The organism is Brevibacillus sp. NRRL NRS-603 (genome assembly GCF_003013445.1).
Taxonomy (GTDB): Bacteria; Bacillota; Bacilli; order Brevibacillales; family Brevibacillaceae; genus Brevibacillus; species Brevibacillus formosus.
In genome coordinates this window covers 72,926-94,929 of sequence record NZ_PXZN01000007.1, presented here as the reverse complement: position 1 = coordinate 94,929, position 22,004 = coordinate 72,926, and the positions used below count along the sequence as shown (strand labels likewise).

Here is a 22,004-nt window from a genome sequence, read left to right as displayed (position 1 = left end):
GTATTAGCATAAGTTTCCCTATGTTATCCCAGTCTGAGAGGCAGGTTGCCTACGTGTTACTCACCCGTCCGCCGCTAGCCTCCGAAGAGACTCGCTCGACTTGCATGTATTAGGCACGCCGCCAGCGTTCGTCCTGAGCCAGGATCAAACTCTCCAATAAAGTTTGTTACTGGTTCAAAGCTGGCAAATCATTTAATGATAGACTCATTAACGCTTTCGCTGTTCAGTTTTCAAAGAGCATTTTCGTTTCGCCGCCCAGAGGCGACTTTATTAATTTAACACATAACCACTTGCGAAATCAAGTGTTTTTTTAAAACTTTTTTCTCGGCCGCTCTGCGTTAGCGCAGCAGCGACGTTTGTTAATATAGCATGGATCACACACAGAAGTCAACACTAATTGAAAAATTTTTATCTCATTAAAATAAAACCTGTTTCTCTGTCGCCATTTTCCCCTTCTTTACATACGACTTCTTGGATCAACAAGCGCTGAAGCATCTTATCTACCACGAGAGGAATCTCGATCTCTGCCTCTTGAATCATCGGATGATTCATCAGCTCTTCCAAACGCCAAGGCCCTGATTTCGTTTCCATGAGCTCAAGCAAGTATCGAACAGATTCCTTCGTTCTGGATGCAATCCAAAATTCAATTGCCAGCACAAGTAGTTCAATTCGCTTCTCCAATGCCTCTGCATTAAAAGATAGCTCCTCATACAACTTATAAATAGAAGGATCTATCTGTTTAACTTGCGTCCATAAAGCTGGCTGAGGATGATCTCCCGCTTCATATACAATGAGACGAGCCAAATAGTGAATCGTTTGAATGGCAGAGTGATGCGCATCCAGCATCATACCTTGCTGCAAAAACTCTTTTGTCTCGTGAAAAAAACGAAGGATTTGGGAATACTCCCTACAGATATGTTTTTTCTGGAGGGAAGATGACAAACTAGCCAGGCGCAGCTTCATTTGTTTCATATAATGATCTTTGTCCCAAACGATTTCTGCCCTTCGAAGCATCTCTGCAAGTCGCTCATCCAAACCGCAGATGGCTCCCTTCTCCAGTTGCCACGTGCTGATTTGCTGCTCGATGATCACTTGTTCCTGAAAAAGCATGCGACGGATTTTACCATCAGCTTGGGGCTCATTTACTACGACGAAATAAAAGATTCCCTCGCGAAAGGGCACTAGCATATCCGAATCATTCAAAACAAGCACCGCTTGCACATCCAAACGCTGCTGGAGATTTTTCAGATACGTCTGCCTGAAAGTCATGCCTTGTTCCTCCCTGCCCCCTGGGTTGAACTTATGGATTCTACAAGTCTTGTCGGTTTCCTGCTTGTCAACAGACAAATCCTTTGTATGCTATACTATAGGGTAGGAGGAATGATCATGAAAAATACAGAACGCCTGAGCAAGATCAAACGCATGCGCACATGGGGCAACTGGAGCATGGTAATCGGCATTTTGCTGATGTATACAGGGTACGCATTTTTTGCAGGTTATTTGGACTTTATTCCTTTACTTGGAAGCCTCTTGAAAGGCTCTTACATTTTTATGACGCTGCTTTTGATCATCGGGTTCATTCTGACAATGGGCAGTACAGTCTTGTTTATGATTTCCGGGATGGTCTCCACATCTGCTCCGCAGGTGCAATGCCCTTCATGCCAAAAAGTCACGAAGATGCTGGGTAAAGAAGACGCCTGTATGTTTTGTGGACAACCATTACGCCTAGAAGACGGACATCCTCAGCAAAATCAGACATAAAGACATAATATGATTCCTTCTCATACGTAAAAAGCCACCTGCTAATTCCCGAGCATTCGGGGTGCAGGTGGCTTTCTTTCGTGAAAGCTGTCTATTTTTTATTTCAGAGTCTCATCAATTGCTTGCCATATCTCCAGCACCTCAAAACCACGGCGCCAAGAAGCTACACCAGCCAAGTCGTACTTATTGACGATCTCCATACGCTTCTTCATAGAAGTTACGTCTTCTATCCACATTTTATAGACGTTGCCATCCTTCGGGTCTTTATACTCCACGTAATGTTGGCCTGAAGCTTCATCCATAACTGGTGTCAGCTTGCGTTCGTTGATCCATTCCTGGGCTTTTGTCATGGAATAAGCTTTGGAGCTCACCTTCACAGTGCCATCAGCCTGCTTGGCTTCTGTCCACAAGCGAGTGTAAAAAGGTACACCCAGCAGCAGCTTTTCGTTAGGGACTTCTTCCAGCACTCCTTGCAAGCCCCGCTCCACCCATGGCAATGATGCGACAGAACCAGCTTTTGGACTCGCTGCCCAATGCTCATCATATGTCATCACCGCAACATAATCGACGACCTCGGCCAAAGCTTTCCGATCCAAGAACATGGACCATTGCTTAGCGTTTGACTTGATCGTCACATCTATAGAAACGGTCAGTCCTTGCTGATGGAGATACGGCGTCAGCTCCCGAACAAACTGAACGAGCTCCTCTTTCTCTTCTAAATATACGTTCTCAAAATCGATGTTGATGCCATCGAGATCGTATAGATGAGCGTAGTACAAGAGTTGGGCAATTAATTGATCTCGCTTGTCATAGCTACTGAGAACAGATTTGGTCCAATCTGGATTAAAACCGTTTGTAACTAATCCCCAAACCTTGTAGCCCCTTTTATGAGCCCATTTGACGTACGCAGGATCGGCCCTGTTCATTAGATTTCCTTCTGCATCCTTCATTTCAAACCAAGTAGGAGTTACTACATTTACCCCTGGTAATGCACCAATTTTTGAAACATCCGGATTTTTACTGACGACGTGCTCCCAGACGAGGTTGATCTTTCCCTCAGGCTTCCAAGCATCATGTTGTTGTCCAGTAGCAGTCGTGTGCTCTAGCTGGACTTTGCGGACATCCGTCATTTCAATACTTTTCTCTGAAATGAATCCCCCGACACCCGAGGCCGTCAAAACGCGATACCAGTTATCCTTTTTGCCAAGAACGTCGACAACCTCACCCGCAGACAGTTCTGCTACAATCGGGGTTCGGTGAGAAGCTCCGGTACGGACTGCTTGTTTTTCCTCGGCAGCGATCACTTTCGCTTGCTGGATTTCGTAGCCCTCTTTTTCGACGACCAATACACCCGTATCTGCTTTTCGCTCAAAAGAATAAGGATACAGCTTTTCCAAAGGATCCAACGGGACATAGCGTGTACCTTCTACCTCTTTAACCGGAACGAGTAAATCTACAGGTTTTTTGTTCAGATAGGCGACAACTTCTCCGCTCTCCATCCGAAGCACCTTATCCTTCGTCGTGACGATAACGGAATGTGTAGGCTCATCCCAAAAAATCGCTGGATCAATGTTTTCTTTAAGGAAATCAAAAGGCAGCAATATTTGATCTGATTCCAATATATACGTGGACTCTTTCCGCGAGCCTTCGTATACAATCACATTTTTGTCACCATTATACGGCTGCACATGCTCGGTAGAGGCACGAAGTACAAAAAACCAGTAAATGCTGCCGAAAATGGCCAACAAGAAAAAGCTCAACAAAAACAGCATGCGAAAAGCCCTTCGTTTTCTTCGTCTTGGTCGCAGAGTTCTGCCTGACTCCCTGCTCATAATCTCCACCTGCTTCCCGGTACATAAGCCTGTCTTTTGACTTGGGCTGTATGATTTGACTCATTATTCCGATCATAGCGTTGGTTCAATCCATTCACAACCTTTTGTATTCTGGTAATTCACGAACAAGCTTCCTACCAAAAAGAAGACGTACGAGAAGCCAAAAGGTTACAGATATCGACAGAAAGGGGGATGTCCTCCAAAAGCAAACACCCCCTGCATCACCGGGATTATCCGATTCAAGCAGGAGGTGCTCATCCATCAAATACATTCTTAGTGGGGATTCTTTTGACAGGAATCACAAACGCCATAAACTTCCATACGATGTCCGGTTACTTTGAAGCCGATGTCTTTGGAAGCAGCTACTTCTGCATCCCGCAAATACGGAAAGTGGAAGTCCCTGATTGCACCACAGGAGGAACAGATCGCATGATAATGATCTTCTTCCACATTGGCATCGAATCGGCTGGACGCATCCCCGTAAGTGAGCTCTGTAACCAATCCAGCATCTTTAAAGACTCGTAGATTGTTATAAATCGTTGCAACGCTCATATTCGGGAATTTGCCTTCAAGGGCTTTATATATTTCGTCAGCCGTCGGGTGGGTCATCGTTTCCAGCAAATAGGTCAAAATTGCATGGCGCTGAGGTGTCATGCGAACCCCGGTATTCTTCAGGATTTCAACAGCTTTCTCCACACGTTGTACCATCTTGTTACACCCCACAGTCTTTCGCAAGACAAAAGAACAAGCTTCTCTAATGTCATTGATTAGAATTACTATAAATAAGTGTACGTCTAGTCGGCGAAAACTGTCAATATCCATTCATTCGATTTGAACAGAAAGAAGTGGAAAATCAAGTTTATCCCTTTGCTTTTGCAGGCTTTTTAGTTGCAGGTTTTTTAGCTTTTTTGGCTTCCGCCTGTGCAAACTTACACATGGATTGAAGGGTACAACTGCCACATTGTGGATTGCGCGACGAACATACACGTCTGCCGTGCCAGATTAGCCAATGATGTGCATCCGTCCACTTCTCTTTCGGAATGCGCTTCATGAGCTGACGCTCCACTTCGTCCACATTGTCGCTATTCGCAAGACCTAACCGGTTCCCTACGCGGAATACATGCGTATCCACCGCGATCGCAGGAATTCCGAATGCATTGGACAAAACGACATTTGCAGTCTTTCTCCCTACTCCCGGCAACGCTTCGAGCTCGGCGTGCGTTTGTGGAACTTCGCTATTGTATTTTTCGTACAAGATTCTACAGGTCTCTAAAATGTTTTTACTCTTATTCTTATACAACCCGAGCCCTTTTATATGCTCTTCCATTTCTTCCTGTGTCAAATGAAGGTAATGCTCCGGCTGGTTTAGCTGCTGGAACATGGGTGCGGTAATCTCATTTACCCGTTTATCCGTACATTGGGCAGAAAGAATGGTCGCAATGAGAAGTTCAAACGGGGTTGTATAATTCAATTCACAGTGCGCATCCGGATAAAGCTGCTGCAAATTATCCAAAATGTCGGCAACAGGTACTTTGCGTTGTGCCATAAATATATCCCCCTTTTCCCTACATTATACCGCCTTGGTCAACATATCGATCGATAGCACCGCAGACTGCAACTGTTGTACAATGAGTCTGGAAGTATTTAACGGGAGGAGGTTTTCCATGAAAGTATTCCTGACTGGTGCCACAGGTTTTGTTGGACGGGGTATACTCGAGCGCTTGCAGGCAGAAGGATATGAGACGGTTTGCCTCACCAGAGCTGGTTCAACAGGTAAGCTTCCCTACAAAGAAACGGCCAATCCACATATAACGGAAGCGACAGGCGATTTATTTAATAAAGAATCATTGTTGAGAGCGATGCAAGGCTGCGATTCTGTCATCCACCTCGTCGGAATTATTCGCGAACAACCGGGGAAAGGCATTCACTTTTCGCGTATCCATGTAGAGGGTACAAAAAATGTACTGGAGGCAGCCAAGCTAGCTGGAATCAAGCGTTTTGTGCATATGAGTGCCCTTGGTGCACGCGAAAACGCCACGAGCGCCTATCATCGAACCAAATACGAAGCGGAGCAGCTTGTGCAAGCGAGCGGTATTCCATACGTCATTTTCCGTCCATCCGTCATTTTTGGTCCCGGGGATGAATTCGTGAACATGCTCGCCGATCTGGTCCGGTTACCTGTCACACCGGTCATTGGCGATGGCTCCTACCCTTTGCAGCCTGTCGCTCGCAAGACGGTGGCCGATGTATTCGTCCAAGCCTTGAGCAGACCCGAATCAACCAATCAAATTTACGAAACAGGTGGGCCCGAACCACTCTCCTACGGGCAAATCCTGGATAAGATTGGCGAGGCAATCGGAAAGCGGAAGGTCAATAAAATTCACATTCCCCTTGCTTTCATGAAGCCTGTGGTAAATATGATGGAGAGATTTCCATTCTTCCCGATAACCAACACGCAGCTCACTATGCTGCTAGAAGGAAACGCATGTAAGGACGGAAAGCTTCTCTACGATACTTTTCACACAGAGAAAATCGACTTTCTCCCGGGAATCACCACTTACCTGCGTGCCTAATAAAAAACGGAAGCCCCCTGCTTAAACCTAGGGGGCTTTTGCCTATTCGTGGAGCGTTTTTTCAACTGCACTTGTCTCTTTATTTATATGACGAGCCACAACGAACAGATAATCGGACAATCGATTGAGGTATTTGACCACAGACGGGTTTACCTGCTCCTGCTGTGCCACATGAACTGCTTTGCGCTCTGCACGTCTGACGACCGTACGTGAAACATGGAAGGCAGCCGCTGCTGGATGTCCGCCAGGCAAAATAAAATTGGTGAGCGGAGGCAACTTTGCATCTAACATGTCAATTTGCTCTTCCAGAAAAGTAACGTCCTCTTCTGCAATTGGCCAACCGACCTTCTTGCCTTCTGGAGTCGCCAGCTCAGCCCCCACATGGAACAGTTTTGTCTGAATGACATGGAAGACATCCTGCAAATCCTTCCACTCTTCTGTCTCAGGCAACAGGGACAGGGCCAATCCAATCTGCGAGTTGGCTTCATCGCATGTACCGTATGCCTCTACACGGTCCGCAAACTTTGGCACGCGGACACCTGCAACCAGCGACGTCTCACCTTTATCCCCTGACTTTGTATAAATCTTCATTCCATATCCCCTCCCTCAGGTTCCGTTTACAAAGCTTCTGCGATCAGAATCAATTCTGAGCTATTTGCATCAAAAGGTGTCTTTGCAAAAGAACCGTATCGTTGTGTGACCTTCAAGCCGTTTAAACGAAGCAGATGATGGAGCTCCGCGGGGAAAATGTAGCGGAGAGTAAATCGACCTTTCACCCGTTCCGTCACAACTCCCTGTGCATCTGTACGCTCGTATATGCGTGTCACTTCGGACAGTTGCTGAAAATGGTCATAACGGGTGTAATCCCACATCGCAACCTCTTCCCCCGATGGGAGTGGATAGGTGCCACGCAAGGACATTTTTTCATTTTCCTCGTAAAAATGATGAATCTTGGGCACAAACACGTTCATGATGAACTTCCCGCCTGGAGCCAGGTGCTTGCGAATGCACGTCAATGCCTTCATTTGCTCTTGAACATGCAACAGGTGCAAAAACGACCGAAAAGGAATCATAATCAGCGAAAATGACTCCTGCAGATCAAAGGCGCGCATATCCCCTTGCAATAGCTTCAAGCCGGATGTCACACCTTGTTCCTCTGCTTTTGCCTGCGCCCTTGCCAGCATATCCTGGGATAGGTCAATTCCGGTAACGTCGATGCCAGCCTGCGCCATCGGAATGCTGATTCTCCCGGTGCCGCAAGCGAGATCGAGCACTTTTCCCCCTGCTAGCTTGGCTTGTTCCAGATAGAACTCAACATCACCCGCAACACCGCGCTGAGTGAGGTCATAGTAGTCAGCCCATTGATACATATTGCTCATCTGGTCCTCCTATGCTTGCATTTCTTCTGATTGAAGGTAGGCCATTACGAGCTTTGCCGTGTTGTCGAGCGCTTCTTTATGTGTACGTTCATGAGAGTGTGAAGCATCTACTCCCGGTCCGATCAAGCCATGGACAACGTCATATCCTGCTCTCAGCGCAGCACTTGCGTCAGAACCATAGTAGGGATAAATGTCTACTTGATAGTTCAAATCGTTCGCTTGTGCGAGCTTGGTCAGATGGCTGCGCAATCCGTAGTGGTAAGGTCCTGTGGAATCCTTCGCACAAATGGACACGCAAAACTCATCTGTCGTCTGTCCGTCCCCAATCGCGCCCATGTCGACAGCCAGGTACTCCACCACGTTGTCAGGGATGCTGGAATTGCCGCCGTAGCCGATCTCTTCATTATTGCTGATAAAAAAGTGCGTGGTGTATGGCAGCTTCACGCCGGATTCACTCAGTTCCTTCAGAACCCCCAGCAGTACAGCTACGCTTGCTTTATCATCAATGTGGCGGGACTTGATAAAGCCGCTCTCCGTTACCTTCACCCGCGGATCAAAGGAGACGAAATCTCCGACGGAAATCCCAAGCGCAAGGACTTGCTCTTTGGTTGTGACCTTTTCATCCAGTCGAACTTCCATATTCGCCTCATTACGCTCAGCTTTCCCCGCTTCTGAGCTGTATACATGCACGGAGGCCTTGGTGGACAAAATCGTACCGGTTACAAGACGGCCGCTGCCAGTCTCTACAACGCAGTGCTCCCCTTCAATCGCATTGAATGCAAAGCCGCCGATCAAGGTCAGCTTCAAGCGCCCGTTGCTCTTTATTTCTTTTACCATCGCGCCCAGTGTATCGACATGCGCGGTCAAGAGTCTTGCTTTGTCGTTATTTGCCCCCGTTACTGTTGCAACAATTGCCCCTTTGTTTGTCCGTCTATAAGAAACGCCAAGCTTTTCTAACTCCTGTGCAACCCAAGCCATTACTTTTTTCGTATTGCCAGACGGACTTAGGATGTTCGCCAATTGACAAAAGCTTTGTACAACATATTCCGTAGATACACTCATCTGTATGCTCCTCCATTCGCCCATTGCGAAATAAACATTAGGATTGAAGCTCTTCCTTAATAAATTGAAGCACTTCCTGCACATGTCCTTTGACTTTTACTTTTGGCCATACTTTTGCGACGTTGCCTTCTTTGTCGATGACGAACGTAGTACGTTCAATGCCCATATACTCTCGTCCGTACATTTTTTTCAACACCCATACACCATAAGCCTCTGCCACTTGGTGATCCGGATCTGCCAGAAGTGGAAACGGCAATTCGTGCTTCGCGATAAATTTATCATGCGATTTCACAGAATCCGGACTGATTCCGAGAACAACTGTATTCAGCTCGGCAAAGCCCGAATGGAAATCACGGAAGTCGCATGCTTCTGTAGTACATGTCGGCGTTTGGTCCTTTGGATAAAAATAAAGCACTACATTTTGGCCATGAAATTGGGAAAGTGAGAGGGTCTGATTATTGCTCGCCTGCAAAGTAAATGCAGGTGCAGCTTGTCCTACTGCCGTCAAACTTTTCCCTCCTCTCGATAATATCCTGTTTTTGCTGGTCCCATTTTACCACAATCTAGTAGCCACTTCATCCGCATACAAGTTGCGCTTTGATCCAGAAAAGGATAGAATAAAAAAAAATAAAATTTGGCCTAGTCAGTTGGATGGTGAATTCGCATGAAAGAGTTTTTTGAAGTAACAGATCCAGAAGCGCTAAAATCGCTTGCTATAGCGGAACGGGTTAAAATTTTGGAACTCTTTGAAGATTTGGAGCCCAGAACGGCCAAACAAATCGCTACAGAACTAGGCGAAAATGCAGCACGGCTACATTACCATGTGAAGGAGCTCGTGCGTGTCGGACTGCTCGAGCAAGTGGATACCCGGGTAAAAGGCTCCATTGTGGAGAAATATTATGAGCCTGTTGCCAAGGTTATTCAGGTCAAGCTTCAATTGATGATTGAAGAAAACGCTCAACAATTAAGCGATGTCATGTTTACTCCGTTTCGTACTACGGAAAAGGACCTCATGCGAACTCTCAATCGCTTCGTCGCAAGTGACCAAGATGTTCGGAAAGAATACCAAAATACGTTCGCTTATAATTTGACTGAATTTTATTTGAGTCAAGATGAACGCAATCAATTTGTTGAAGACATCTCTGAGCTGTTGCAAAAGTACAAAGGGTTCAAAAAGGAATCTGGTCGTCGAAAATTCAAGTTTTTCGACATCCTGTTCCCCTTGACTCCAGCTGACCCAACAGATGATGTAGATGATCCTTTTGATGACTCGGATGAGTAAGTCACCAAGAAAACCATCAGATACGATGGTTTTCTTTCTTTTTCATTTTCATTATCTAATCAAAGGAGGACTCCAATGCGGACAATCTTGTTTGATTTTGACGGCACAGTTGCCGATACCCTCCCCTTGATCTTCACCGCTTTTCGCTCTACCTTTCAGCAGTTTTTACAAGAGCATTACACCGACGAGCAGATTGTAGCTCTCTTTGGTCCCACAGAGACAGGCATTTTGCAAAACAAGCTTCCCACATATGCTCATAACAACGCCCTCGCTCATTTTTATCGTGTATACACAGATGAACACTCCCGCGTACAAAACCCGGAAAATATCCGAAGCATGCTCGATGAACTTCACGCAGCAGGCATCCAAATGGGAATCGTAACCGGAAAAGGACGAAAAAGCGCTGACATCTCCCTTCGAGAATGGGGATTAGACAAGTATTTTTCCGTCGTGATCACAGGGGATGAGGTTACACATCCAAAGCCTCACCCAGAAGGTATTTTTACTGCTATGAAACAGCTAGGCGTTACGCCTGCGGAAACAATTTTCGTAGGTGACAGTGATGCTGATGTGTTGGCTGGTCGGGCCGCTGGTTTGCGTACAGTCGGTGTGGATTGGCTTTTCGTTACACAAAAGTCGGGAAAATTCGATCCCGAGCCTGACTACCACTTTACGGATGTGCAAGCTTTTACCGATTGGATACTCGGACGCTAGATGAAAAAAGGGTGTGCCCTGCCGCCGATGCGTGGACACACCCTCTTTTCGATTAATACGCCCGGCCGAACCAGACGCTATGCTGTGATTCTTTGCCGCAGCAAATGCAGGCTTTCTTTTGTACAGGAGGCTCAAACGGGATGTTGCGAGAGGTGAACTTGGTCTCTTCCTTGATCTTCGATTCACAGGCATCATCCCCACACCAGCCAGCTAACACCCATCCGCTCGTTTTGTTTTCGCTCTCGCTTTTGGCAATATGAGCGGATAGCTGCTCCAGTGTATCGATCCCCAAATGTGAGTTCTCATCACGGAAGGCTAGTGCTTTTTGAAACATATTTTGCTGAATCTCTTCCAACAGTTGAACAACGGTCTGCGCGATACCTTCAAGTGAAACTGTCACCTTTTCCCCTGTATCACGACGAGCCAAAATTACTTGACCATTTTCCACGTCACGCGGGCCGAGCTCCAGACGCAGAGGAACCCCGCGCATTTCCCATTCATTGAACTTCCAGCCTGGTGTTTCTTCGCGAAGATCAGCACGGACACGCACTCCTGCGGCCTTAATCTCGTCAAAGAGTGGATCAAACGCCTCCATGACTTTCTCACGCAGCTTCATCGGACCGACCGGGATCATAATAACCTGTGTCGGAGCCATGCGAGGCGGCAAAACTAGACCGCGGTCATCCCCATGCACCATGATCATCGAACCAATCAGTCGCGTAGAGGTGCCCCATGATGTGGTGTGAACGTACTTGAACTGATTGTCACGATCCAAAAACTTGATTTCAAAGCCGCGCGCGAATTTATCGCCCAAATAGTGCGAGGTACCCGCCTGCACTGCTTTGCCATCCTTCATCATCGCTTCAATGGAATACGTGTCAACAGCACCAGCAAAGCGTTCACTTGGTGTTTTTTGTCCCTTCCAAACCGGAATGGCCAGCTCCTGCTCGACGACCTCTCGGTAAATCTCCAGCATTTGCATCGTTTCCTGACGAGCTTCCTCCTCTGTCGCATGTGCCGTGTGGCCTTCCTGCCACAGAAATTCCGATGTCCGCAAGAATGGCATCGTCCGCTTTTCCCAGCGAAAAACGTTTGCCCATTGGTTGATTAATACAGGCAGGTCGCGGTAGCTCTGAATCCATTGGCTGTACATATGTCCGATGATCGTCTCGGAGGTTGGACGCAGCGCGAGCTTTTCCTCTAGCGGTTCGCCCCCAGCCTCCGTTACCCAAGGCAGCTCTGGATTGAAGCCCTCAATATGCTCTTTTTCTTTTTGAAAGAAGGACTCGGGGATCAGCATCGGGAAATAGGCATTGCGATGCCCTGTCTCCTTGAAGCGCTTATTCATCGCCTCTTGAATTCGCTCCCATAGCTCAAAGCCATCCGGCTTGAACACGATGCAGCCGCGTACCGGTGTGTAGTCCATCAAATCCGCCTTTTTGATGGCATCAATGTACCAACGCGAAAAATCCTCCGATTGCGGTGTAATTTCTTTTACAAACGCTTTGTCCTCTTTCATCCGTCTACGCTCCTTTTTGTTCTTACGTAAAATGCAAAAAATCCCCCATCCCAAAAAGGGACGGAGGATTAACTTCCGCGGTACCACCCTGATTGACTACAGCATACACCATAGTCCTCTCGATAACCCGATAACGGTGGGCATCCGGCTAAGCTCTTCACCAGCGGCTTCAGGATGGGGTGCAGTTATCCTTTGCGTATCAGCCTTCCAGACTAGGGCCGACTCTCTGTTACGAGGGAATAGCTGCGGGTCCTTTCATAGCCTTTTGTGACTTTCTATTAAGTAAACATATTAGCGAGTCATATCGTGGTTGTCAATTGTTTGTACGCACAGCGATTCTGGAGCCGAGCTTCACGTAGATCGGATACGCGACGACTGAAATCATTACACCTTTAAAGAGATTGAACGGCACGATACCGTACAGGACCAATGACCAGATGCTTGTCGCGTTGAACATAGTCAACAGCTGTTCAATCGGCATTTGATAAAGCACAGCGTACGCTGGCAACAGTACATATGCATTTGCCACAGCCATGACAATCGTCATCAAAATCGTTCCCAGAGCAAGACCAGTCAGGAAGCCTTTTTTGCCTTGGCCGAGACGCTGCATGTAGACAGCCGCAAAAATAAAGCTTGATCCTGCTACGACGTTTGCGAGCTCACCGATCAAAAGACCATCTGTATTTTTGAAGAGCATGTGCAGTGTATTTTTCAGTACCTCGATAATTATGCCCGCTACAGGTCCGTACATGAGTCCCCCGATCAATGCCGGGAGTGTGCTGAAGTCGAGCTTCAAAAAGCTTGGCATCAGTGGTACGGGAACCTCTAGATACTGCAAAATGAATGCAACCGCCGCCAGCATGGGAATCGTCACCAGCTTTTGGGTTGCACGTGTGCGCGAAGAATGCAGCGCTGTTTCTTTCATGTTTACCATCTCCTCATTTTTCTACTCCTTCTTGAGGAATGGCAACAGTCGTTGTAAGCTCACACGTCTTGTTACACAAACAGAATAAACCCTGTGGCTATGTTCCACAGGGCATTTGCAAGCGTATGACAAAACCATGCGCAAATAGAAGGTATAAGAAACAAGAGGGCTGGCCTCTACGTTCTCATCCCGTTTTGCACAGGCAAACAAGCACGTGTGATAAACGTACTGTCGTCATCCTTCTCCCATCCAGACTGTACTGTCGGCTCTGGAATCACACCAGATCCTGCACTCCGTCGCTACTTGCAGCTCGGGAGGCTCGCGGGCTTAACATGCATAAAGCATGATCACCGCCGGTCGGGAATTTCACCCTGCCCCGAAGGAATGTGTAGTTGTATACAGCATATTATACTGCTGTTTTTTGATTTGACAATAGAGGAAACTGCCAAAGCGACACTTCTTGTTTATTTTTCCGATGAGTTTAGTGTGAAATAACAAATAAAAAAGACACTTGCTAACTAGAGAGCACCTTATGCTATTATTCGCTTGTACAATAGAATCGGCTCCTCAAGGGTGGTCGCGGCTCATCCCCATAGAAATGGGTGAGGCCTGTGGTAACCACGAAACACTCGGACTGCTTTTCCAGTTTGGGTTGTTCCTGGTCGCTTTAATCGGCTTGGTTGTTACCTTGACCAAAAAGAAATAGACCGCCCTTGAGTTCGCACCTCAGCGGTCTATTTCACACCAAAGTATTGAGCCGCACCCCTTTGCGGGAAGCGCCTATTGTACCGACCGTTCCGGTTGCAGCCAGGACGGTCTTTTTTTACCTTATGCTTTTCGATCTCGTTACATCTAATATTACCACAACGACTTCGGATTATAAATAATCAAGAACCCGCTCCCCGATACTTCGTGACTCCCCAGTTCCAGACCAACAGTCCAATCCCGAAGAAAACAACAGCCACTACCGGCGTCATTGCCGCATACGTGTACCAGACTTCCTTGCGCAAAAAGTAAGCCGCCGGATAAACACCCACGAAAGCAAACGGCAGCACGTAGGTGAGCACAAAACGAATAGCCTTGTTGTACACGTCTACCGGATAGCGCCCATATTGCTGGATGTTGTAAATCATCGGGGCAATTCCTGTCCGCGAGTCGGAAAAGAAGCTAACCGCAGCAATCGCGGTATACACGCCACCGTAAATCAGTGCTCCGCTGATCGAAAGCCCGATAAAGATGAACACGTCGTACCAGTAAAACGACAAATCGAGTTGAATCGCAGCATACCCCATGATGATGATCCCCGTTATGACTCCAAAAATGCGGTCAGGCGCAATCGACTCGAGGCACACCTGCGCCAGATTGTGAATCGGTCGCGTCAGGATGCGATCCATCTCTCCCCGGATAATATACCGTTCGTTGAAGTCCCAAAAACCGAAGAACATCGAGAATAACGCGTACGGAACCAAAAAGAACCCATAGATAAAGATAATCTCGTCACGCGTCCAATCCCCCATCAGCGGGACATGGGTGAACACGACAATAATAAAGATGAGATTGATCAACTCTGAAACCAGATTGGACACAAAGTCCCCGAGAAAATCCGTTCGATAGGCAAGCCTCGTCTTGAAATACTGGCTCAGGTAGTCGGCAAAAATACTGAAAATATGTCTCATGTCTTGCATGCTCTACCCTCCTTGCACAACCAGCTTGTTGCGGGCAAGACGCCACATCACCAAGATGGGAACCAGTATGACAAACATCCAGATGACCTGAAAACCGATCAACTCCCAGGAACGTTCCGTTGTAATCGCACCTGTGAAGATCAGGCTCGGATAGTAGTTAACCGCCTGAAAAGGAAGATACCCCATTACCGTTTGCGCCCAGCCTGGGAAAAAGCTGATCGGCAGCACAAGACCAGACAACAGATCCACTACGACCCGCTTGGCTCGCATCATGCCATCGTTTCGGAACAGGAAGAAAGTCAGCAAGCCTGTTACCAGGTTGATTTGTGTATTGATCAAAAACGCACACATCAAGCTGATTAAATACAGTCCCCATCCAGTTGCCGTCGCCGGGAAGCTGAACGGAATGATCAGACTGATAAGGAAAATCCCTGGACCCGCGAAAAAGAGAAAGCGAAAAATCCCTTCCCCAAACGCCTGCGCCGTTTTCACAGACAAGTAATTATAAGGGCGTATCATTTCAATCGCGACCTTGCCTTCTCGGACATCCTGGGCTATTTCTGTATCGATGTTATTAAAGTAAAACGCCCGCGACATCCAAGCAATCGCAACGTAGGAAGTCATCTGTTCCACCGTAAGCCCGCCCAGCTGCTGCTGGCCTCCGTAGATCGCTCCCCATAAGAAGTAATACGCACCGATGTTGATCGCGTAGATAATGATCCCGCTGTAATAGTTCACACGATAGGCAAGCATCGTCAAAAACCTCATGCGGATGAGTTCCATATAAAGCTTACGCATGGCTTCTTACCTCTTGGTCTGAGGAATAAATGTTGCGAACGATGTCCTCTGTGCTCGTCTCCTCGATTTTCACGTCGCTGACTTCAAAGGATGACATGACTGTCGACAACACAAAGGGCAGCATCTCCTGACTCCGCGCTACTTTTACATTGAGGGTAAAATCATTAATTTGCTCGATCTCACAAGGCATCTCTCCCAATGCCTGACGGAGTGCGGCTGCTGAAGTTCGCTTTTTCATTTGGAAGGACACCTCAGTCCCATTGCCCCATTTTTCCTTGAGGTCATTCAGCAAGCCATCGAAGATCAGCTTCCCTTTGTCCATGACAAGCACGCGTTTACAGAGTGCTTCGATGTCTGACACATCGTGAGTCGTCAATAAGATCGTCATATTTTCCGTCTCGTTTAGATTGCGGAGAAACTCACGGATTTTTTGCTTAACGAGCACATCCAGTCCAACTGTCGGTTCATCGAGAAACAGCAGGCGCGGTTTATGAATCAACGAAGCAGCCACTTCACAGCGCATCCGCTGTCCGAGGCTCAGCTTGCGCACTGGCTGACTGACGAAAGGAGAAATTTCCAGCTCCTCAATCAAACGCTCCAGCCACTTTTCTCCTTCTGCTTCGTCGACCTTATAAACACTCTTCAACAGACGGAAGGATTCTATCGGGGATAAGTCCCACCAAAGCTGAGAGCGCTGCCCGAACACAACTCCGATGGATCGAACGTACTCTTCCCGCTGCTTGAAAGGAACATAGCCGTTAATGACGATTTCGCCATCGCTCGGGGTCAAGATACCGGTCAGCATCTTGATCGTGGTCGATTTTCCGGCTCCATTTTCCCCAATCAGCGCGAACATTTCCCCTTCCTCTACTGTAAAGGAAAGGTCATCCACCGCTTTTACTGTCTTGTACTCTCGACTGAACAAATCACGAAAAGCACCACCAAGGCCCGGTCTGGACTGATGGATGCGGAAATCCTTTTGTAAATGATTTACCTGAATCATGCAAAACCGTCCTTTTTTCTTCGCTTAAATACCATTTGTAGTGTATATGAGTCAATCGAATTGTGCAAAAGGCAAACTGCACCAAACTGTTATTGAAGAAATAGGATCATGCCCGTTTTGTCGTCAGACTTTTTGAAGCGGATATAGCGGATGCATTCGGGATCGTTGTTTTCCAGAGCGATGAGCTCATCTGTATATCGTTGCAGCCCTTTATGTACGATCGGCAGCACCGTTTCTTCCCACCTTGGCTGTGCTCCACCTAAAGCTCTTGGCATGAAAAGTCCATCCGTTACCAGTACCAATGCCTTCACGCCAACTCGATTCATGCGTCCATATTCAATAAAATCCCGACAGGCAGCATCACCATTCAACACTCCGTAGCCTCCTGGTCCATTCGCCTGATAGCGGTTATGGATCAGGATGTCCATACATCGTTCGTGCAGCTCTGTTCGGGTACACAATCCTTCGTTGATTCCTTCTTCCCACTTCGCCAAGGCGGCCTGTTCCAAATGACTGACTTGCGTATGCGTCAGGGGTCTTACCATGTCATCATCATAAACGGCAAATATCATGCAATCTCCCAACTGCGCGTACTCGATATGGGCATCTCCTACATGGACGACTGCGCACGCAGCTCCCCACAATGCTTCCTTTTTCTCAAGGTCGATGCCGCTATGCCGCATCTGTTCCTGAAGAGCTTCGTTTATCGTCCCCAAATAATCGTGCAAAGCTACATCCTCCGGCATTGCTTCCAGCTGCTTTTTTACGAGTTCAGCCGCGATAGCTCCGCCTGTCTGTCCTGCTGCGCTCTCATACGGGATCAGCGATGTAATTCCGTCGATGACCGCATACACATGCTTGACCTGCTGAATCACATAGGCGTCCTCATTGCTTTTGCCGCTTCCTTTCATGGAGATGCATTCAAGTTTCATGATGACCCCGCCTTTACCCATGGAGTGATTTGCTTGAAAATTGTATCATTTTTCCTTTCCAGCATCTATAGCTCTCCGTTCATATCCAGTTGTTGAATAGCTGTGGTAAGATAATGAAGGACTTTTTCCAAAAGAGGTAGTTCCAAAAGAAAAGAGGGAATATGCATGAAACGTGAACGATCCGCGCAACTGCACGAGCAAGCACTCGACGTCATTCTAGGCGGGGTAAACAGCCCTTCCCGCTCTTTCAAGGCCGTAGGCGGGGGAGCACCCGTAACGATGGAACGTGCCCAGGGCGCGTATTTCTGGGACGTGGACGGCAATCGATATATTGACTATTTAGCAGCATATGGCCCCATCATTACTGGCCATGCACATCCACATGTGACCAAAGCAATTTGCGAAGCCGCTGCCAACGGAACCCTGTACGGTACGCCTACTCCATGGGAAATTACCTTCGCAAACATGATTCGCGAAGCAATCCCTTCGATGGAGCGCATTCGCTTCAACAACTCCGGTACAGAAGCAGTCATGACCTGCATTCGTGTAGCACGTGCCTATACCGGACGTGTCAAAATCATTAAATTCGCAGGCTGCTACCACGGCCACTCTGACTTGGTGCTCGTTGCTGCCGGCTCTGGGCCCTCTACCTTGGGGATTCCGGACAGTGCAGGTATTCCACAAAGCATTGCCAGCGAAGTCATTACTGTACCTTTTAATAATATCGAAGCATTCGCAGAAGCTATGAGTAAATGGGGAAGCGAAACGGCTTGCGTCCTCGTTGAGCCGATTGTCGGCAACTTCGGTATCGTAGAACCTGAGCCTGGCTTCTTGGAAGAGGTTAACCGCATCACGCACGAAGCTGGCGCACTTGTCGTCTATGATGAAGTGATTACTGCCTTCCGCTTCTGCTATGGCGGCGCACAAAACCTCCTTGGAGTAGAGCCTGATCTGACGGCATTGGGCAAAATTATCGGTGGCGGTCTGCCAATCGGAGCTTATGGCGGTCGTCGGGAAATCATGGAGCAAGTCGCCCCACTCGGACCTGCGTATCAAGCAGGAACAATGGCTGGTAATCCTGCTTCCATCCGTGCGGGAATTGCCTGCCTGGAAGTATTAAAACAGCCGGGCGTGTACGATGAATTCGAACGACTAGGCGCTATGCTTGCGAACGGAATCATCGAAGCGGCAAACAAACACGGCGTAACCATCCAGCTTAATCGTGTAAAAGGGGCATTGGCTGTTTACTTTATGGACGAGCCTGTTCATGATTATGATGCAGCTCAGAAAGCCGACGGAGAAATATTTGCTCGCTTCTTCCAACTGATGCTGAATGAAGGTGTATGTCTTGCACCATCCAAATATGAAGCTTGGTTCGTGACGACAGCTCATACAGAAGAAGACATTCAATACACCATTGCTGCTGTAGACCGCGCCTTTTCTCAGCTGTAAACCATTTCCACGTCCTTTCGCGTCCGTCCGTGGAAATAATAAGCCTGTTGGCGATTATGTTTTCGAGGAGGATATTTCGGTGTCCAAAGGTGAAAAATCATATCCGCAGGCTCCTGAAAAGACGTTGGATTCCAAAATGAGCAGTAAAATGCTCGAAGTGAAGGGCTTTCAAAACCCGCGAAAAACCGAGCATCACAAAACCCAAAATCACGACAGGTAAAAAAACCTTTATCGAGGATTGTTCAAGGAGGAGCGACCGCGTTTTAGCGGAAAGTTTTTATGCGCTCCAGAAAGTTTAAGCACTGTTGCTCGCGCGGTGATGCACGTAAACTTTCTTACACGTAGAGTATCAAAACAGACACATTCCCTCTCATGATGACGAGGAATGTGTCTGTTTTTTCGCATGCGGCAACATTGTCAATAATGGTCAGAGATTGTACAATAAAATAGTGAAACTGTCATAGGACTTATTCGTATATATGAATATGGGACAGAATGAAGTAGTAAGGTTACATGTATGGCTTAGCAACATTTCGTTTTCATAGATTATAACGAGGAGTGAGTGTGGAATGTTTTTCCATCCTATGGATTTCCTGATTCTGATTGCATTCGGACTGTCGCTCTGGGCACAGTTCCGTGTGAAAGGAACTTTTAACAAATTCGCCGAAGTTCCTACCTCCTCCGGTCTAACCGGTGCAGAGGCCGCTCGCCGCATGCTCGATGCCAACGGCTTGACGAACGTTCCTGTTCAACATATCCCAGGTACATTGACTGACCACTACGACCCGACTGACCGTGTCGTACGCCTGTCTGATCCTGTATACTTCGGCAACTCGATTGCCTCTCTGTCCGTTGCTTGTCACGAGGTCGGCCATGCGATTCAGCATAAGGTCTCTTACCCGATGCTGGTAGCTCGCCATCGTATTTTCCCAGTAGTCAACCTGGTGTCCGGTGTGGCGCCATTGCTGCTGTTGGCTGGTTTCTTCTTTAAAATGGCTGGCCTTTTGCTCATTGGGATTATCTTCTTCTCCGGAGCAGTTGCCTTTCAGCTCGTAACACTGCCTGTCGAATTTAACGCAAGCAGCCGCGCGAAAGACCTGATGCTCAAAATGGGCTTCATCCGAAATGAAGAAGAACGTGGCGCAAGCAAAGTACTCGGTGCAGCGGCTCTGACGTACGTAGCTGCCGCTCTGATCTCTGTTTTGGAGTTGGCGAAATACATCATGATTTTCCGTAGCTCTGACGACTAATTGTTAATGGAAACTGCAAAGGTACAGCTCTCTTACATGGGAGGCTGTACCTTTTTTCATGAGGCTACGTTACAATAAGACGGGGGGTTTTTGCACATGCGAATTGGGATCATTGGATTAGGCAGTATGGGACAAATGCTGGTGAAATCACTCTGTAAAAGCGGTGTGATCCAGCCCGAGCATATTACCGTCTTCAATCGAACAAGAGAAAAGGCTGAACATCTGCAAGCATCATATGGCTTTCTCATAGCCGAAAGTGCGCAAGAGGTGTGCGACCAGGCAAAACTGGTCTTTCTCTGCACAAAGCCACTGGATATCCTGCCTATACTGCATGCGTTGTCTATCCCTGAAAGTGTACATATCGTTTCTGTAGCAGCAGGTGTTAGCATCGATGATTTGGAAACCGTCCATGCTGGTGCCGTAAGCAAGGTAATTCCTACCGTCACATCGCAAGAGCTGCACGGTGTATCTCTATTTACATGCAGCAGTCGAACAAGTGTGGAGGATCGCACTGAGCTTCTCACGCTCCTGTCCTCCATTAGTCAATCACAGGAAGTATCTGAGGTCGAGATCGAAACAGCGACGATCCTCACTAGCAGCGCCCCAGGACTGATCGCAGGGATTCTTGATTCGTTTGCGCAGGCAGCGGTTCGCAAAACACCAGAGCTTGACTTGGATACTGCGAGAAGCATGCTGGTGGAAACGATGCTGGGAACCGCTCTTTTGCTCAAAAACGAACAGCTTAGCTTCGACCAGCTAATCGAGCGTGTTGCTACCAAAGGTGGTATTACCGAGGAAGGCTTGCGTGTTCTTGACAAGACGCTTCCTTCTGGGTTTGACGAGTTGTTTGCGATGACAGAATCCAAGCACGCTGCTCTGAAAATACTTGTCCAACAACAAATGAAAGCATAAATCGCGGATAGGAGAACAAGACGATGATCATCGGTTGGATTGGTTTGGGAAACATGGGCATACCAATGGCTAGCAATCTGCTGGCTGCAGGCTACGACGTACGTGTCTGGAACCGTACACCAGGCAAAGCTGCACCATTGGTCGCATTGGGTGCGAAAGAGACTGCGACTTTATCCGAGCTGGTAGCACAAAGCGACGTACTGTTCACCATGGTAAGCGACGATGATGCCGTAAAAGCAATTTATACGGACTCAGATGGTCTCTTGAGTCTTCCTGTGCAAGGAAAACTGGCAGTGGACATGAGTACAATTTCACCGGATACTTCCCGTTTTCTTTCCGAGCAGGCCAAACAAGCTGGGCTGCGCTTTCTTGATGCACCTGTCTCTGGCAGTGTAGGACCTGCAAAAGAAGGGAAGCTCGTGATCATGGTAGGCGGCGAGCAGGCAGATTATGAGATAGCCAAGCCGATGCTGGACAAGCTGGGCAAAGCAGCCTTTTATTTGGGACCAAACGGCGCTGGCACATCTGCCAAGCTGGCGATCAACCTGTTGCTTGGCATCACGGTACAAGGTGTCTCTGAGACACTGCTGTTCGCTAGCTCTCTCGGTATTGGAACAGAGCAGATGCTGGACATCATTTCCGAGAGCGCCGTGGGAACCCCGTTAATCCGCGGAAAAGCAGCGTCGATCCTCGCTGACGACTATCCGGCTGCCTTTGCCCTGAAGCATATGGCCAAGGACCTTCGACTAGCGCATGAAGCAGGCGTTTCTACACCTTTGGCAGAATCCGTCAATGCCACTTATCGGCATGCACTGGAATCAGGATTGGGAGAGCTCGATTTGATGGCGATCCTGCGTCACCTTGGTGAAAAATAGGTTTCCTATTTAGACTGACGCTATATAAATGAAACAGCGGCTACCTAAGA

24 protein-coding genes, 1 rRNA gene and 1 riboswitch are annotated in these 22,004 nt (G+C 47.8%); of the genes, 10 read left to right on the top strand and 15 right to left on the bottom strand.

Features of this window, described 5'->3' with window-relative positions:
- Both C7R94_RS03330 and C7R94_RS03325 read right to left on the bottom strand, forming a co-directional pair.
- Nucleotides 1-160, bottom strand: a 16S ribosomal RNA gene (locus C7R94_RS03330); the annotation flags it as partial.
- A 248-nt stretch (nucleotides 161-408) separates the two neighbouring features.
- Entirely contained in the window at nucleotides 409-1,269 is an 861-nt protein-coding gene (locus C7R94_RS03325; RefSeq protein WP_106778453.1) for a hypothetical protein, read from the bottom strand.
- A gap of 117 nt (nucleotides 1,270-1,386) precedes the next feature.
- Between C7R94_RS03325 and C7R94_RS03320 the strand changes: the two genes are divergently transcribed.
- Complete coding sequence (locus tag C7R94_RS03320; RefSeq protein WP_047073749.1) at nucleotides 1,387-1,761, top strand: YgzB family protein; 375 nt, start codon at nucleotides 1,387-1,389, stop codon at nucleotides 1,759-1,761.
- 98 nt (nucleotides 1,762-1,859) lie between these two features.
- Here the strand turns inward: C7R94_RS03320 and C7R94_RS03315 are convergent, their stop codons facing one another.
- From C7R94_RS03315 to nth, 3 genes are all read right to left on the bottom strand, one after another.
- Nucleotides 1,860-3,593, bottom strand: a complete 1,734-nt coding sequence (locus C7R94_RS03315) for a glycosyl hydrolase family 18 protein (RefSeq protein ID WP_106778452.1) — start codon at nucleotides 3,591-3,593, stop codon at nucleotides 1,860-1,862.
- 273 nt (nucleotides 3,594-3,866) lie between these two features.
- Nucleotides 3,867-4,301 carry a peroxide-responsive transcriptional repressor PerR gene (gene perR, locus C7R94_RS03310; RefSeq protein WP_047073745.1) on the bottom strand — a complete coding sequence of 145 codons (435 nt, stop codon included), beginning with the start codon at nucleotides 4,299-4,301 and terminating at the stop codon, nucleotides 3,867-3,869.
- Between the two features lie 151 nt (nucleotides 4,302-4,452).
- Nucleotides 4,453-5,139: an endonuclease III gene (gene nth, locus C7R94_RS03305; RefSeq protein ID WP_047073743.1), complete on the bottom strand. Its 687-nt coding sequence runs from the start codon at nucleotides 5,137-5,139 to the stop codon at nucleotides 4,453-4,455.
- 118 nt (nucleotides 5,140-5,257) lie between these two features.
- Here nth and C7R94_RS03300 point away from each other — a divergent pair, with 118 nt between their 5' ends.
- On the top strand, nucleotides 5,258-6,166 hold the full coding sequence (locus C7R94_RS03300; protein WP_106778451.1) for a complex I NDUFA9 subunit family protein: 909 nt from the start codon (nucleotides 5,258-5,260) through the stop codon (nucleotides 6,164-6,166).
- A gap of 42 nt (nucleotides 6,167-6,208) precedes the next feature.
- Here C7R94_RS03300 and C7R94_RS03295 read toward each other — a convergent pair whose 3' ends face one another.
- From C7R94_RS03295 to bcp, 4 genes are read right to left on the bottom strand one after another with little or no spacing between them, the layout of a single operon-like run.
- Nucleotides 6,209-6,757 (bottom strand): cob(I)yrinic acid a,c-diamide adenosyltransferase, encoded by a 549-nt coding sequence (locus C7R94_RS03295; RefSeq protein WP_106778450.1) that lies wholly within the window; start codon nucleotides 6,755-6,757, stop codon nucleotides 6,209-6,211.
- A gap of 26 nt (nucleotides 6,758-6,783) precedes the next feature.
- The gene (locus C7R94_RS03290) at nucleotides 6,784-7,545 is read right to left on the bottom strand and encodes a class I SAM-dependent methyltransferase (protein WP_106778449.1); all 762 of its coding nucleotides are present in this window, start codon (nucleotides 7,543-7,545) and stop codon (nucleotides 6,784-6,786) included.
- Nucleotides 7,546-7,554: 9 nt separating this feature from the next.
- Entirely contained in the window at nucleotides 7,555-8,607 is a 1,053-nt protein-coding gene (locus C7R94_RS03285; protein ID WP_106778448.1) for a M42 family metallopeptidase, read from the bottom strand.
- A gap of 37 nt (nucleotides 8,608-8,644) precedes the next feature.
- Nucleotides 8,645-9,115 carry a thioredoxin-dependent thiol peroxidase gene (gene bcp / locus C7R94_RS03280; RefSeq protein ID WP_047073733.1) on the bottom strand — a complete coding sequence of 157 codons (471 nt, stop codon included), beginning with the start codon at nucleotides 9,113-9,115 and terminating at the stop codon, nucleotides 8,645-8,647.
- A 156-nt stretch (nucleotides 9,116-9,271) separates the two neighbouring features.
- Between bcp and C7R94_RS03275 the strand changes: the two genes are divergently transcribed.
- Together C7R94_RS03275 and C7R94_RS03270 are read left to right on the top strand one after the other, a co-directional pair.
- Entirely contained in the window at nucleotides 9,272-9,889 is a 618-nt protein-coding gene (locus C7R94_RS03275; protein ID WP_106778447.1) for a winged helix-turn-helix domain-containing protein, read from the top strand.
- Between the two features lie 75 nt (nucleotides 9,890-9,964).
- Nucleotides 9,965-10,603 (top strand): HAD family hydrolase, encoded by a 639-nt coding sequence (locus C7R94_RS03270; RefSeq protein ID WP_106778446.1) that lies wholly within the window; start codon nucleotides 9,965-9,967, stop codon nucleotides 10,601-10,603.
- A 52-nt stretch (nucleotides 10,604-10,655) separates the two neighbouring features.
- Here the strand turns inward: C7R94_RS03270 and proS are convergent, their stop codons facing one another.
- Together proS and C7R94_RS03260 are read right to left on the bottom strand one after the other, a co-directional pair.
- A complete protein-coding gene (gene proS / locus C7R94_RS03265) occupies nucleotides 10,656-12,122 on the bottom strand; it encodes a proline--tRNA ligase (RefSeq protein ID WP_106778445.1) in 1,467 nt (488 codons plus the stop codon).
- Between the two features lie 313 nt (nucleotides 12,123-12,435).
- Nucleotides 12,436-13,047: an ECF transporter S component gene (locus C7R94_RS03260; protein WP_106778444.1), complete on the bottom strand. Its 612-nt coding sequence runs from the start codon at nucleotides 13,045-13,047 to the stop codon at nucleotides 12,436-12,438.
- A gap of 233 nt (nucleotides 13,048-13,280) precedes the next feature.
- Nucleotides 13,281-13,435: riboswitch (FMN riboswitch) on the bottom strand.
- 144 nt (nucleotides 13,436-13,579) lie between these two features.
- On the opposite strand from C7R94_RS03260, the gene C7R94_RS30940 reads away from it, so the two are divergent.
- Nucleotides 13,580-13,753, top strand: coding sequence for a putative holin-like toxin (locus tag C7R94_RS30940; protein ID WP_158264648.1), 174 nt, complete (start codon nucleotides 13,580-13,582; stop codon nucleotides 13,751-13,753).
- A 181-nt stretch (nucleotides 13,754-13,934) separates the two neighbouring features.
- Here the strand turns inward: C7R94_RS30940 and C7R94_RS03255 are convergent, their stop codons facing one another.
- From C7R94_RS03255 to C7R94_RS03240, 4 genes are all read right to left on the bottom strand, one after another.
- Nucleotides 13,935-14,732: an ABC transporter permease gene (locus C7R94_RS03255; RefSeq protein ID WP_106778443.1), complete on the bottom strand. Its 798-nt coding sequence runs from the start codon at nucleotides 14,730-14,732 to the stop codon at nucleotides 13,935-13,937.
- A 3-nt stretch (nucleotides 14,733-14,735) separates the two neighbouring features.
- The gene (locus tag C7R94_RS03250) at nucleotides 14,736-15,530 is read right to left on the bottom strand and encodes an ABC transporter permease (protein ID WP_007729824.1); all 795 of its coding nucleotides are present in this window, start codon (nucleotides 15,528-15,530) and stop codon (nucleotides 14,736-14,738) included.
- On the bottom strand, nucleotides 15,523-16,533 hold the full coding sequence (locus C7R94_RS03245; protein WP_047073723.1) for an ABC transporter ATP-binding protein: 1,011 nt from the start codon (nucleotides 16,531-16,533) through the stop codon (nucleotides 15,523-15,525). Before C7R94_RS03245 ends, C7R94_RS03250 begins: the two co-directional genes overlap by 8 nt.
- A gap of 89 nt (nucleotides 16,534-16,622) precedes the next feature.
- Nucleotides 16,623-17,465 carry a protein phosphatase 2C domain-containing protein gene (locus C7R94_RS03240; RefSeq protein WP_233220467.1) on the bottom strand — a complete coding sequence of 281 codons (843 nt, stop codon included), beginning with the start codon at nucleotides 17,463-17,465 and terminating at the stop codon, nucleotides 16,623-16,625.
- Between the two features lie 165 nt (nucleotides 17,466-17,630).
- Between C7R94_RS03240 and C7R94_RS03235 the strand changes: the two genes are divergently transcribed.
- From C7R94_RS03235 to C7R94_RS03220, 5 genes are all read left to right on the top strand, one after another.
- Entirely contained in the window at nucleotides 17,631-18,917 is a 1,287-nt protein-coding gene (locus C7R94_RS03235) for a glutamate-1-semialdehyde 2,1-aminomutase (RefSeq protein ID WP_106778441.1), read from the top strand.
- A gap of 79 nt (nucleotides 18,918-18,996) precedes the next feature.
- Entirely contained in the window at nucleotides 18,997-19,137 is a 141-nt protein-coding gene (locus tag C7R94_RS30170) for a hypothetical protein (protein ID WP_162837772.1), read from the top strand.
- 349 nt (nucleotides 19,138-19,486) lie between these two features.
- On the top strand, nucleotides 19,487-20,167 hold the full coding sequence (locus C7R94_RS03230; protein WP_047073720.1) for a zinc metallopeptidase: 681 nt from the start codon (nucleotides 19,487-19,489) through the stop codon (nucleotides 20,165-20,167).
- A 96-nt stretch (nucleotides 20,168-20,263) separates the two neighbouring features.
- A complete protein-coding gene (locus C7R94_RS03225) occupies nucleotides 20,264-21,079 on the top strand; it encodes a pyrroline-5-carboxylate reductase family protein (RefSeq protein ID WP_106778440.1) in 816 nt (271 codons plus the stop codon).
- A gap of 23 nt (nucleotides 21,080-21,102) precedes the next feature.
- The gene (locus C7R94_RS03220) at nucleotides 21,103-21,954 is read left to right on the top strand and encodes an NAD(P)-dependent oxidoreductase (protein WP_106778439.1); all 852 of its coding nucleotides are present in this window, start codon (nucleotides 21,103-21,105) and stop codon (nucleotides 21,952-21,954) included.
- Nucleotides 21,955-22,004 lie beyond the last annotated feature (50 nt).